Source organism: Deinococcus marmoris, from assembly GCF_001949125.1.
Classification (GTDB): domain Bacteria; phylum Deinococcota; class Deinococci; order Deinococcales; family Deinococcaceae; genus Deinococcus; species Deinococcus marmoris_A.
The window spans coordinates 1-12,137 of the sequence record NZ_MSTI01000093.1 but is presented as its reverse complement, the minus strand read 5'-3'; the positions used below and the strand labels follow the sequence as shown (position 1 = coordinate 12,137).

Genomic DNA, 12,137 nt, shown 5'->3' with positions numbered 1-12,137 from the left:
TCAGATTGATCGACTTCCTGTTTCTGAACGTCGCTCTGCACTTTCTTGCCGTGCCGCACCCGCTGAACATCCCTGTGGACCGCCTGTGAAGGAGACCTGAACGCGTGAAGACCAGCTACGACACCATCATCGTCGGCGGGGGAATGGCCGGAATCGCCGGGGCGCACGAGCTGGCGCGGCGCGGTCAACAGGTGCTGTTGCTCGAACAGTTCGAGTTCGGCCACGAGCGCGGCAGCAGCGCCGGGCCGTCGCGCATTTTCCGTTTGTCGCAAACCGTGCGTGAGTACGCCCCCATGGCGGCCCGCGCCCTCACCCTCTGGAAGCAGTTTCAGACCGAGTACGCCACCCAACTGTACTGGCCTGCGGGCTTGCTCGATCTGGGGGACGCCTACACCCCCATGCTGGCGGAGATCCAGACCCACTTGCGCGAGGGCGGGCAAGACTTCGAGGTTTTTGACGCCCCCGCGCTGGCCCGGCGTTATCCACAGTGGCGGCCCGGCGACGACTGGCAGGCGGTGTACAGCCCGGAGGCCGGCATCCTCAATCCCAGCCTGACCCTGGAACTGCTCACCGCCATGGCGCGGGTGCTGGGGGCGACGCTGCTGGACCGGACGCCCGTGCTGGGCGTTGACCTGAGCGATGCCGCCGCGCCCACTGTTCACACCGCGCATGGGAGCTTCAGTGCCGGGCGGCTGGTGGTGGCCGCCGGCGCCTGGCTGCCGGGGCTGGTGCCTGAGCTGGCCCCGTCGCTTCGGGTGACGCAGGAGCAGGTGGTCTTCTTCCGCCCGACGCAGCCGGAGGCGTTCGCGCTGGGCCGTTTTCCGCTGTTCATCCACCATCAGATGCCCGAGGCTTACGGGTTTCCCCTGTTTCACCTGCCCGGCGTCAAGATCGGCCTGCATACCAGCGGCCCGCAGGTGGACCCGGACACCCGTGATGGCCTGCCCCAGCCCGAACTCACCGAGATGATGCGGGCCTTTCTCGAAGACCACCTGCCCGGCGCGGCGGGGCCGGTCATGCAAGTTAAGACCTGCCTGTACACCACCACCCGCTCCGGGGATTTCATCTACGACACCCATCCCGACTCGGCGCGGGTGCTGCTGGTGTCGGCGTGTTCGGGTGTGGGCTTCAAGTTCCTGCCGGTCCACGGCGAGATCATCGCGGACTGGGCGGCTGGGCAGCGTCACCCGCTGCTGACCCGGCGCTTCGGGCTGGCTGAGGCTGCGTTGCCCTTCGCTTCTTTGGGCTGATCCTGACTGTCTTCCTCAGACCTTTGAAAAGGCCGTCGAGCAGAAGGGTGTCGCCGTGTCTGCATGACGCCACCCCATCACCTCAATCAGCTTCTGGCGGCGGCGTTCAGTTGCCCCAACCCGTGCCGGGCTTCGGCGCTCAGCGTGGGCAAGGTGGGCGGCATGCCCACAGTCCAGGCCAGCCATCTTCCGCAGTCGGCCTGGTCTTTTCAGCGACCTCTTCACCGTGAGGAAGAACCCGGCCTAGGCTGAAGCGCAGTGATCAGAGCGGATTTAGTTTCCCTGGGGACGCAGGACAACGTGTTCGTGTTCCCTGAGCAGGTTGCGGATGGCCTGTTCCTGGCGGAGATAGTTTTCCAGGACCAGTTTGCGGCGGTGGGGGTCGTCGGTCACTTCCAACTGGCGCGTATTTTCAATCTCGAGAACTTTGTACGGCTGGCCGAGGCGTTGCAGAACGCGGATGGCGCAGCGGAACCGGTACACGCTCTGCTCGTCGGCCGGATAGCTGACCAGAAGCTCGGCGAAATCGACGACGCGTCCAAGCAGGCCAAAGCGGCGGTGGCAGCCGGTGCAGACGGTGCCAACAGCACTGACGTGGTGAATCACAGTGGTCTGTTTGCCGCAGCCGGCGCAGCGAAAGTTCAATTTCATTTCAGGTTGCACGTTAATACCCCTCTATTTGTGGTTTTTTCCGATGCTGGGCGTCGTTCTTCCGACTTCCTGCACGTGAAGCACAGGTCCCTCAAGTCGCCACGGTAACATCAGATTCTGGTGTGACAGGGAGAGGTGATGCCGACTGTGGAGTCCCCGATTCAGCCCCGCAAACAGCCGCTGCTGACCTAGTGGATATGGCGCTGTGCCGTGGACAAAGGCGCGACGAGGTCTAGTCCGCCTTCTGTTGCCTGTATTCAGTGCCCTACAAAACACAGTGGCGCGGTCCTCTGCACAACTGTCCCTGCTTGGAGGGTGGAGAGAGCTTTGGGTCCGATTATTCGCTCTTGGCCCCAGACCCCACCACTAGTTGCCCACCGCTGTTTTTCAGGGATCACTTCTGCCCTGGCCTTCTGCAACGCGGTCATTTATCGGCAAGATAAGAGCGCTGGAGCTGATGCGAGACGCGACGATGGCCCGGAAGTGTCCCCCACTCATTTTCTGCACATCATCCGTCGAGCGCTGCGATGCTGGTCTTAGCGCTCACGGAGGTGCGCTCTCATGCCCAAGCAAAAACTGACCATCTGGGTCGAAGAAGATGCTGCCCAGCGCCTGAAAAATCTGGCGGCTGTCGAAGACCTGACCCTCAGCGAGTACGGTTCCACCCTGCTCGCCCGCGGCGTCGCACAGCGCAGCGATGAGCTTGTCCTGGACCTTGCCGGCGCCCGCATCGAGCGCGCCGTCAAGCGAGAAGTCGGGGTGATGTCTGATCGCCTAGCAAAGCTCATCGTCCAGGCGGCGATGGAAGCGGGCACGTCGCGTCTCCTGCACCTCAACCAGATCGCGCAGCAGGCTGGCCCCGAGGTGGCCCAGGCGGTCAACAGGAAGGCGGCGGACGAGACCCGCGAGCGCCTGCGCACCCCCAGCGCCGCCGTCAAAGATCTGCTCGGAATCGAGGACGCACAGTGACCATCGTACGCGCGCGGTTCACCACCGGCGCCGGCGGCCCTGCGGCCTCGCGGGCCGCCCTGCGCTACGCGGTTCTGCGTCCGGACCGGGACGGCCAGCGCGTTGAGCGTGCGGTGTTCTGCCCTGACGGGCTGGACGTCGCCAGCATCCGCGCGCAGTTGGATGCGGCAAGAGGAGACCACTACCGCCTGATGCTCAACGCCGGCGCTGGCCAGCAAGAGGTGGATCAGCGCGACTGGACGCGCGACGTGATGGCGGCCGTCGCAGAGTCTCAGGGGGCCGAGGTCCCGTGGTTGGCCGTCGAACACCGCAACCACGCCCGGCACGACCACGTCCACATCGTCGCCGCCACCGAGCGTCGCCTGACCCGCGCGGACCTTTATACCCTGCGCGAGGTGGCTGACCTTAGCTGGGAACGGCACGCCGACTGGGCACGAGCGCTTGATCTCGACGCTGTCCAGGAGCCGGATCAGCGGCAGCCTGAGCGCTTGCGCGCGCTCGCCCGCACCGGAGAGTGGGAGCGGTGAGCTGGCTGGATCTGATCACCGCAGGACTGCTGGCTACAGGCATCCAGCTTCTGCGCGCAGGCTGGGGACGGCCTCAGCTTGCACTGGCCAACGCGGGCTTTGCCTCACCTGATGAAACGCGCGACCTGCGCGTCCGGCTCCAGGACCCCAACACCGGGCAGCGTCTGCTCATCGCCACCGCGCCAGACGGGCGTCACCTGGGTCTGCGCGCTCCGCCGGAACTGGGCCACATGCTGATCGTCGGTCCGAGCCGTTCGGGTAAAGGCCTTCACCTGATCGCCAACCTGCTCGACTGGCGCGGCTCGGCCATCGTGACCGACCTGAAGGGGGAGTTTTACCGCACGACGGCGGGCTGGCGTTCGAGTTTCGGCCGCGTGGTGGTTTTGGATCCGCGCGGCAACGGAACGCCGTACGATCCCATCAACCACCTGGCGACGAGCGAGCAGGGTCTGAGCGCGGCGGCCACCATCCTGCTCACGCCAGAAAAAGACGGCAACAACAGTATTTTCGCCTCGGCGGCCGTACCCATCCTGGTGGCCATGTTCCGCGCGGCCCACGTGCTGGGGCAGCCGACGTTTGGCTTTGTCGCCGAGTGCGTGCGGGGCCGTGGCATGCAGGGGACCGTCGAGCTACTCCGGACCATCGACGACGCCGTCGTTCAGGACAACGTGACGCTCTACCTCGGCAGGAGCGCCGAAACTGCGGACGATAAGGCCCCGGCGGCCGGCACCAACCCCGACGACGCGCGCTCGCTGGCCCGGCAGGCCTGGAGCACCCTCACCACCCGGTTGCAGCCGATGCTCGTTGACGGCGTGCTGCGCATGACCGACACCGCTGGCGCGCGGCCACTCGCGCCGCAGGACCTGTGGGCCGGACCGACGACGGTCTACCTGCGCTGCCCCGAAGATCTCGCACCGACGCTCGGCCCTCTTTTGCGGCTGATCACCTGGACGCTGATTCAGGCCCGCATCGCCGCTGCCGACGCCCAGCCGGAGACCCCGCTGATCCCCCTTTTGCTTGGCCTGGACGAGACTGGCGTGCTGCCTGTCCCTGGCTTGCCGGACACCCTGGCGACGGTGGCGGGCCGGGGCATTTCGGCGCTGATCTACGTCCAGGCGTTGTCGCAACTCAACGCGGTCTACGGAGTTCACGGTGCCGACGCGCTGATGGCCAACTGCCTGACCCAGATTTTTTACCCCACCAGCGCTCCAGAAACGCAGCGTCACGTGAGCCTGCTGGCCGGCAGCACCGCGCTGGAACAGCGGTCCCGCTCCACGTCGCGCCCTGTGGGCCTGGCCAGCCGTCGGGGTACCACCGAGACCCAGAGCGCCACGCCACGCGAGCAGCCGCTGATCGGGCCGGGCGAGCTGCGCCGGATGCACGGCGACAACGTCGTGGTGATCGACCGCGCCCGCCCGGCCATCGTGGCCGCCCGGCTGCGCTGGTTCAGCGAGCCGCTCTTCAAGGCGCGCGCGAAGCTGTCCGCCCCACCGGTCAAGGCCATCAGGACCGGTGGCCCCCTTTGTGCTCCTCTTCGAAAAGAACCTGAATCTGCACCTCAGGCCCCAACACCCGCCGGCTTCGTCTACTTTTCGCCGGAAGACGACTGATGCGGCTGGTGCTGGGCCGGACGCTGTTCGTGTGCGCTGTGCTGCGGGCGGGTTGGTGGGCCTGGACCTGTGTGGTGCACCGCTGGTGGGCACAACTCGATGTGTTCGCCGCCCGGATGGAGCAGAAAGGCTGGTCTACCGCCCTGGGCACGGTCCCGGACGCCCATCCCGAACTGCTGGGGCGCTGCCTGTTGCGGCCTGGGTGTACCGAGGTTCTGCTGCGCCGCACGGAGCGCCTCACGCTTCAGGTGACGCCGCCCGAGTGGCTGGCCCTGGGCCTGGCCGGCGCGCTGATGGTGGGACTGCTGCTTACCCTGGAGCGCTCTTCAGCGCTGTCCGATGACTCGCCTGGCAAGCAACTCCGGCAGGCTGTCCGGCGCAAGTGAGCGCGCAGGACAGCCTGGGTCAGGGCGGACTGGACGTCTTGATCTCGGCCCTGCGGCCAACAACGGCGCTGTGGGCGGTGGGCCGAGCATCCCGGCCAAGCTCACGCTGAACCGCATCATGGCGCTCTGTCCTGGCCATTAGCTGTTCAGGACAGCTTAAGCGTGGTTTCTGCTCCGCCCCTGGCAGATTCCATGACGTCGCCTTTCTTCTATCTTTTCTGCACCCACCCCACCTGGGTGCAGAAACTTCTGGCCCCGGCTTCACAGCTGTCACCACCTCTCTTGAGCTTCAGCATTGCTCTGCATCGGGGAGAGTCACTTAAAAGTGATCTGGAGCCGCACCAGGACAGCAGAAAAGTTCTGTTCAGACCCCCTACTGCTAGCGTGGCGAGCCATGACCGGGATCAGGGAGGAAGTGGAGATGGTGGTGGGGGCGGCGCTGGCCGGAGGGCCGGGGGTCACGGTGATCCGCGCGGTACCTGGCGGCGGCAAGACATCGGGGGCCATCGCGGCGGCGGTGGCGCGTCTACCGGAACGGACGCTCTGGGCGGTGCGCGAGACCGTTGGTAGCGGGCAGGTGGGGGCGGCACCTCCCCTGGCCGAGCAGACCGCCCAAGGCTTCATGGCGGCGGCGGGCCAGAACGTGACTCAGATCGTGCTTGGCCACGCCCATCTCGACGACGACGCGTACCACCAGCAGTTCACCTGGGACCGCCCGGTGGCCGTGGTCAGCCATGCGCATCTGCCCCTGCTGCTCCAGCCTGGACTGCGCGGCGCGTTGGGTAACCTGCGCGAGGCCAGCGGCGTTGTTATCGACGAGGACCCGCTGAGCGCGCTGTCGCTGCACGTCGGCATCACCATTGGACAGGGCCAGTTGCGTGGTCTGCCGCTGGCGAATCTGGCTGAAGTGCTCCGGCCACATGCTACGTGCGTTCAGCAACAGGTCGCCGTCGACATGCTGGCCGCACTAGCCCGGGGCTGGCCGCTGGAGCTGAGGCGACACCTGAAGAGCGTCCACGCCTTCGCCGCCGCCTGGCCCAGTCAGCGCATCGCGCGGTGCATGCTGCGCGGCTCTGGCTTCTGGGCGCTGATTGGTCCGGCCCTGCAAATTCTGGTGGAGCAGCCTGCCGCCGACACGGCACTGCGCGCGGCCATCGCCGGACACCTGTTTCCCCGGCTCCGCGGCGAGGAGGTCAGCCTGACCACCCGCGAGCGGCTCGCCGATTTGCTGGTGGACGCCTTGCTTGATGATCTCGTGACCGCCGGGGAAGGACAGTGTCGCCGGCGCTGTGGACTGGTGTGGAAGGGCGATTTCACGTCAACCTACCCCAAGGTTTTGGCCTTCGACATCTTGCAGCCCACGTTAGTTGATCGCCCCATCGTCGTCCTGGACGCGTATGCCTCTGAGACCCAGTACCGCGCCATTTTCGGCTCGGACTGCCGAATTCTCGATGTCGGCGCGCGCCGTCCGTTGCGGGTCCAACTGGCCCCGCAGCTCTCTCTGGACTCCGCGCGGTCCCAGCCGCGCAAAGCTGTCCTGGTGGCACGCGAGATCCTGGCACATGCGGCGCGGTCTCTGGGAGGGCAGGTGCTGCTCGCCCCGCGGGGTGCCCACAAAGCTGTCCAGCAGGCGTTATCGACGGCGGCGGATCTCACCAGTGTGTCTGCCGCGCTGCCTGGGCTGGCTCACTGGTACAGCGGACGCGGCAACAACACGTTCGTGGGCCAGGACACGCGCGCCCTGACCCTGCCGCACCTACCCGCTGTCGTCCGCGAATGCAGCCTGACGGCGTTGTTTCCACTGGAGACGGATCAGGCGGCGCGGACCGCCCTGATGGCCCACCACGAGCGCTCAGAACTATTGCAGATGCTGCACCGTGGGCGTCAACTCCAGTTTGCTCCGACGTCGGCCCCGCGCGCGATTCTGCACGCCTTGCCCTGCGCGCTGTGCCCCGAACACGCGCGCGCCACCTGCAATGCTCAGGATCACACCCAGCCCACCGCCTGCATGCACTGGGGCGGCGACTTGGCACTGGAGCTGTACGCGCCGGCAGTACCGGTGACGCCGGGCAGTCCAAACCCTATGTTCGGGTCGGTGCTGGCCGACGTTGCGCGTGATCTGGAGCAGTCCTGCGGTGGTGTGGCCCTGATCGCGCTGGAGGCGCTGGGCCTCGTCGTGCCGCGCGCCCGGGGGGCGGCCCACCGCGCGCAGTTGCTCACGGCAACCAGGGCGTTGCTGGCGCTGGGCAAGGTTCCCGCCCTGTCTGCGCTGAGCACCTGGCGGGGACGTTGGAACGCGCTGTCTGGTACTTTTCCGGCGCGGCGCGGGGTGGTCTGGCAGGGGCTGGTGGATGCCTGTGGTGACCGGTCCCGGCGGCCCGTGGAAGAGGTGCTGGACGCAGGGGGCTGGGCTGGTCACGCTGGCAGGTCAAGATATTGCAGCCGACGCCGGCCACCGTCTGGGCGCCGGACGAGACCGCGGCCTCCAGGGCGATACAGAGCCTGCTGCCTGGCCTGGCTGTTTCTTCCGGCGCGGCAACGGAAGACCCCTGACAAGTGAAGGTGGCGTAGGTCAGATGGGGAAGAAGGAAAAAATGGACACAGGGGAGGGGAGGCAACAACACAGCAGAAACGTTGCTGGGTGGCCATGAAAAGAGTGGAGGAAAGCACCCGTGACCAGTGGAAAGAGGAGGGGAGTCAGAGAGTGGAAAAAACACTCTGACACGACGTGAAGACCACTTGGCTTCGCGAAAGGACTTCCCTGAATGCCAGAAACCATCAACATCGAACACGAGTTGTATCCCGACGCTGCACAGCGCAGTCAACTCGAACAGCAGCGGCAGATGGCGTGCGCCGTGTGGCGCAGCCTCGCCGAACAGCATGCCCGGGCCGCGCCAGGCCACCACAATGAACCCGCCCTGAGCCGGGCCAGGGTCCGGACCCTGGCCCGGCGCGCCGGCTGGACCAGAGACCTGTGCAGCGCGACGCTGGATGACCTGGTGGCCGTGTTTAACCGAGTGGCGCGGGTTGGACCAGTCCCGGCTGAGCTGCCTGAGGACCAGGCCCTGCGGATTTCTGCGAGGCCGGTGTGCGATTTCGCCGCCGAGTTGGGCGGTCTCGAGACGCCAGTGGCCGCACCACTGTTTCTGTTGCCCAGCGCCGCGCACAGAGCCGTCGCCGACTGGCGCGGTGATTTTTTTGGGCGGCTGGACCTTCAACAGAACACGCTAAAGCAGGCAGCAGTGGCTGGAAACAGCACGGCGGACGCGCAGTTGCTGACCCACCTGGCCCGCTGGATCAGCCTGGATGGGTTGGCGCGGGCGGCACCTGTGCCCGTTTGTCCTTTGATCAAGCTGACCTTGCAGGAGAGCACCCGCCTCCGCTGGGCGCCAGGACCTGCCGGCCCTCAGCCACGCTTGATCTGGACGTTCCGTGTCGATGACATCGCTGCGCCGCGCTTGACTGGACTCGTCGCCGCTGACCCCGGGCTGCGTCGGCTCTGGACCACACGCAGCCGGCGCGGGCTGACCCATTTCGACAACCCCATGCTGGGCCAGTGGCGCCCACCACTGCCCGCCGCGCCCCCAGGGACCCTGCGGCGGTCCTGGCAGCCAGGGCTGGCCAAACTCCAACGACAGGCGCTGCTGGTTGGACATCATCTGCGTCCGGTGCAAGCAGAGGCTTTCCAGTACCTGATGGCCCACCCTGAGCTGGCGGTTGAAGGCCTTGACCTCGCCGGTTTTTCCCGAACTGGACCTGACTACCTGGCATGGCTCGACTGGAGCGGGGCGCTGATCCAACACCGCTACATCATCGCCCTGGCTGGCCTGAGCCGCCGCCTGGCGGTGATCCCGGCCCAGGCTGGCGCAACGCGGACGTGTTCGGTCTGCCAGGTGCCGCGCGCCATGCATTTCGAGGGCCGCCAGGGCCGTTGCCGTGCCTGTGGTGCCGGAAATCTCGACCGCGACGACAACGCCGCCGAAAATCTGTATCGGCTTGGCCAGGCGGCGCTGCGGTGAGCGCGGTTAGTCAAGACGCCTTGATCGCCCGTGTGGAAGCCCACTGGCCGTTGCTTGATCGGCCGCGCTGGTGGCTGTGGCAGCGCCGGCACCGCGCCAACGGAAAGCTGGGCAAGGTTCCGGTGAGTGTTGGCCGTGGGGGCATGTTGATCCCGCACGCTGCCACCGACTCACGTGCCTGGCGGTCCTGGGCAGAGGTGCGCTCAGATTTTCTGGCTGGCATGGGCGACGGCGTCGGTTTTGCGCTTGGTGACGGTGTCGCTTGCCTGGACCTCGACGACTGCCTGGATCTCGACGGCGTGCCAGACGCGTTAGCCGCTGGGCTGCTGGCCGAATTGCCCGGGTACGCCGAGAAATCGCCCTCGGGCAGGGGCTTGCACCTGCTGGCGTGGGCCGGGCCGACGTTGAACGCGGGCAACCAGCGCGCGGGACGCCTCGAACTGCTGCGCACTGGCCTGGTAACCGTCACCGGTGACACGTGGCCAGGCCATGCCCGCGAACTTTCGTCCAGTGCAACGCTGACGCGGGTCTGGGCACAGCCTGGCCCACCGCGCCGGACCCTCCCAGTCCCTGCCCGGACCTCGCGGTCACCGCCGGAGATTGCAGACCTGCTCCAGGTGGCCGCCCGTTTTCGCAACGCTGAGCGATTTTTTGCACTCTGGACCGGCGACCTCAGCCGCCACCGCTCGGCCAGCGAATCTGATTTCGCGCTGTGCCGCCACCTCTATTTCCTCATTGGTCCTGACGTGGACGCCATTGACGCCGCGTTTCGGGCCTCTGCGCTGTATCAACGCCGGCCAGAAAACTGGCACCGCCTCGCCCGCACCGGGCCACTAGCCCTGACCTATGGCCAGCTCACCGTCCGCCGCGCCGTCGCCTGCGGCGGCCCAACCCTTCCTCCCCCCACACTTTGAGGCTCTCCATGAATAACTCCAAGACCATCTCCGCCCCCATCTTTCCCACTGCCGAGCAGGCCGCTGACCTGGACTCGGTGGCCGAACGCCTGCGCGACATTCGCAGTTGGTGTCAGGCCCAGGCCACCGGCGTGATGGCCCCCAAGGTCACGCTGGCTGAATTCGCACGCGGCGAACCGGCGGTCTCGTGCCGCAGTGCTGACGAGGCCCAGGCTCTGAGGCGCATGACGCGTTACGCCGACATTCCCCTCTGCGTGCTGACCGAGACCATCCGCGAGCGGCGGCGGCTGATCCACCAGGAGGTGCGCGACGCCGGCCAGCCGCGCGCCTACGAGGACGTCTGGCAAACATTTGAAGTGGAGATCGCCGGACGTGGCTGGTGCATGGCTGTGTCGGCGCAGCAGGTTCAACTCCAGGGTCTGGTCGCCCCGATGAGGACCCAGCTTGATCCCAGACTCCTGCCACAGCTTGCCGCCGGTCCACTGACCCTGGCCTGGGTTCAGGTGGAGCAGACCGACACCGGCTGGTGGCTGAAAATTCGCCTGGCGTGACCTGGTGTGGGGCGCGGGCCTCTGTCCAGATCAGGTCACGTTGCGTCAACGGTCTGGGCAGCTTCAACCGCGCCGTGCATTCCGCGAGGCCGCAGACCTTTAAGCCCAGCGGGAGCGGACATATTTGAGCTGATCGCGCCCGCTGAGAATTTCCTCGGCCTTGTTGCCCATGCGGACATACAGGGCTTCGCGTTTCTGACCATTTTTCTCCGTGACCGACACGAACGTTTCTTCTGTGCCCGCCGGAATTTCCACGCGGCAGATTTCGTGGCCGTCCAGCGCCGGGAAGGACACGGCCAGCGCCGCCGCCACCGTTTGCCCCAGCGCCGTTCCCACCACCCCGCGCAGATGCCGTTCAAAACCGTCCCGGTCCCCGATCTTGCCCGAGGAAGCGTAGTCGGGGGCCAGGCCCAGGCCGCGTCCGGCGTCGTTCACGCCGATCAGCAGCGTGCCGCCCTGGGCGTTCAGGAAGGCGGCCACCTCCTTGACGATCACCCCTTCCAGCGCTGCCGTCAGTTCCTTGCTGGGCGGGCTGCCGTCTACCGGCACGCGCATGGACGACTTGAACTCCACACGGTCTGTTTCGCCGCCCGCCACCAACCGCACCAGTTCCGGGTCCCCTTCCGGGGGGGCGAGGTCACGGAAAGACGCCAGCGCCGCGTCCTTGACCTCCTGAGCCACCAGCGGGAAAGTGCCCAGGATGTGGGTGAATTCGGATTCGCTCAGGCCGTACAGGTGGGCCACGCGCCCGTCGAGTTCGGCGCGCAGGGCGGCCCGGCCCGCCTCGTCGGTCACGCCGTCCACCACGCCGCGCAGGCCCGCTGCCTGGGCCAGTGCCTCAAATTCCGGCGCGGTGCAGATCAGCCGCGCCGCCGCCTGAACGATGGGTTGGAAGTCGGGAGAAGTGGCGGTGAGGCGGGGAATGGGGTAGAAGGCTGGAATCATAACCGACATGCCTGACATGAGGGGCGTCCGGGGCGTATCCCCGGACGTATGCAATCACCCTCACTCGACAGTTTCCGCTGCCTTAACCCCGCCTGTCCAGCCGCTGGACAGTCAGGTCTCGGGAATATTCGTCACCGCAAGTGGTACAACACGCGCTCGGGGCCACGCCGGTTGCTCCGCTGCTCGACCTGCACCCGGGAATTTAGTGAACTCAAAGGCACTGCCCTGTGGAACGTGAAACTCCCCTGGGAGCGGGTGGAGAGCATCGTGGAGCACGTGACGCGCGGGAACAGCTTCAAGCAGACCGCTGAACTC

11 protein-coding genes and 1 pseudogene are annotated in these 12,137 nt (G+C 66.6%); 10 read left to right on the top strand and 2 right to left on the bottom strand.

Annotation, left to right across the window (positions count from 1 at the left end):
* Positions 1-104 precede the first annotated feature (104 nt).
* Complete coding sequence (gene solA, locus BOO71_RS14050; protein ID WP_075833442.1) at positions 105-1,250, top strand: N-methyl-L-tryptophan oxidase; 1,146 nt, start codon at positions 105-107, stop codon at positions 1,248-1,250.
* 273 nt (positions 1,251-1,523) lie between these two features.
* Here the strand turns inward: solA and BOO71_RS14045 are convergent, their stop codons facing one another.
* Positions 1,524-1,913: a hypothetical protein gene (locus BOO71_RS14045; RefSeq protein WP_139322948.1), complete on the bottom strand. Its 390-nt coding sequence runs from the start codon at positions 1,911-1,913 to the stop codon at positions 1,524-1,526.
* A gap of 549 nt (positions 1,914-2,462) precedes the next feature.
* Between BOO71_RS14045 and BOO71_RS14040 the strand changes: the two genes are divergently transcribed.
* The 8 genes from BOO71_RS14040 (at position 2,463) to BOO71_RS14005 (ending at position 10,877) form a co-directional block, all read left to right on the top strand.
* On the top strand, positions 2,463-2,870 hold the full coding sequence (locus tag BOO71_RS14040) for a hypothetical protein (RefSeq protein ID WP_075833437.1): 408 nt from the start codon (positions 2,463-2,465) through the stop codon (positions 2,868-2,870).
* The gene (locus tag BOO71_RS14035) at positions 2,867-3,397 is read left to right on the top strand and encodes a hypothetical protein (protein ID WP_075833436.1); all 531 of its coding nucleotides are present in this window, start codon (positions 2,867-2,869) and stop codon (positions 3,395-3,397) included. Before BOO71_RS14040 ends, BOO71_RS14035 begins: the two co-directional genes overlap by 4 nt.
* Positions 3,394-5,007 (top strand): type IV secretory system conjugative DNA transfer family protein, encoded by a 1,614-nt coding sequence (locus BOO71_RS14030; protein WP_075833433.1) that lies wholly within the window; start codon positions 3,394-3,396, stop codon positions 5,005-5,007. The genes BOO71_RS14035 and BOO71_RS14030 overlap by 4 nt, the downstream gene beginning before the upstream one ends.
* Positions 5,007-5,393 (top strand): hypothetical protein, encoded by a 387-nt coding sequence (locus BOO71_RS14025; protein WP_075833431.1) that lies wholly within the window; start codon positions 5,007-5,009, stop codon positions 5,391-5,393. The genes BOO71_RS14030 and BOO71_RS14025 overlap by 1 nt, the downstream gene beginning before the upstream one ends.
* Before the next feature lie 394 nt (positions 5,394-5,787).
* Entirely contained in the window at positions 5,788-7,953 is a 2,166-nt protein-coding gene (locus BOO71_RS14020; protein WP_075833429.1) for a hypothetical protein, read from the top strand.
* A gap of 205 nt (positions 7,954-8,158) precedes the next feature.
* The gene (locus BOO71_RS14015) at positions 8,159-9,412 is read left to right on the top strand and encodes a hypothetical protein (RefSeq protein WP_075833427.1); all 1,254 of its coding nucleotides are present in this window, start codon (positions 8,159-8,161) and stop codon (positions 9,410-9,412) included.
* Entirely contained in the window at positions 9,409-10,326 is a 918-nt protein-coding gene (locus BOO71_RS14010; protein ID WP_075833425.1) for a phage NrS-1 polymerase family protein, read from the top strand. Before BOO71_RS14015 ends, BOO71_RS14010 begins: the two co-directional genes overlap by 4 nt.
* An 8-nt stretch (positions 10,327-10,334) precedes the next feature.
* Positions 10,335-10,877: a hypothetical protein gene (locus BOO71_RS14005; RefSeq protein WP_075833423.1), complete on the top strand. Its 543-nt coding sequence runs from the start codon at positions 10,335-10,337 to the stop codon at positions 10,875-10,877.
* A 99-nt stretch (positions 10,878-10,976) separates the two neighbouring features.
* Here BOO71_RS14005 and BOO71_RS14000 read toward each other — a convergent pair whose 3' ends face one another.
* Entirely contained in the window at positions 10,977-11,831 is an 855-nt protein-coding gene (locus BOO71_RS14000; protein WP_139322947.1) for an AlbA family DNA-binding domain-containing protein, read from the bottom strand.
* A gap of 39 nt (positions 11,832-11,870) precedes the next feature.
* Between BOO71_RS14000 and BOO71_RS29325 the strand changes: the two are divergent.
* Positions 11,871-12,137: pseudogene (locus BOO71_RS29325) on the top strand (IS1 family transposase); the annotation flags it as partial.

What these genes read in the sequence shown, in the direction of transcription:
- BOO71_RS14040 (WP_075833437.1), top strand. Translation starts at nt 2,463, where the DNA reads ATGCCCAAGCAAAAACTGACCATCTGGGTCGAAGAAGATGCTGCCCAG.
- BOO71_RS14025 (WP_075833431.1), top strand. Translation starts at nt 5,007, where the DNA reads ATGCGGCTGGTGCTGGGCCGGACGCTGTTCGTGTGCGCTGTGCTGCGG.
- BOO71_RS14020 (WP_075833429.1), top strand. Translation starts at nt 5,788, where the DNA reads ATGACCGGGATCAGGGAGGAAGTGGAGATGGTGGTGGGGGCGGCGCTG.
- BOO71_RS14015 (WP_075833427.1), top strand. Translation starts at nt 8,159, where the DNA reads ATGCCAGAAACCATCAACATCGAACACGAGTTGTATCCCGACGCTGCA.
- BOO71_RS14005 (WP_075833423.1), top strand. Translation starts at nt 10,335, where the DNA reads ATGAATAACTCCAAGACCATCTCCGCCCCCATCTTTCCCACTGCCGAG.
- BOO71_RS14000 (WP_139322947.1), bottom strand. Translation starts at nt 11,831, where the DNA reads ATGTCGGTTATGATTCCAGCCTTCTACCCCATTCCCCGCCTCACCGCC.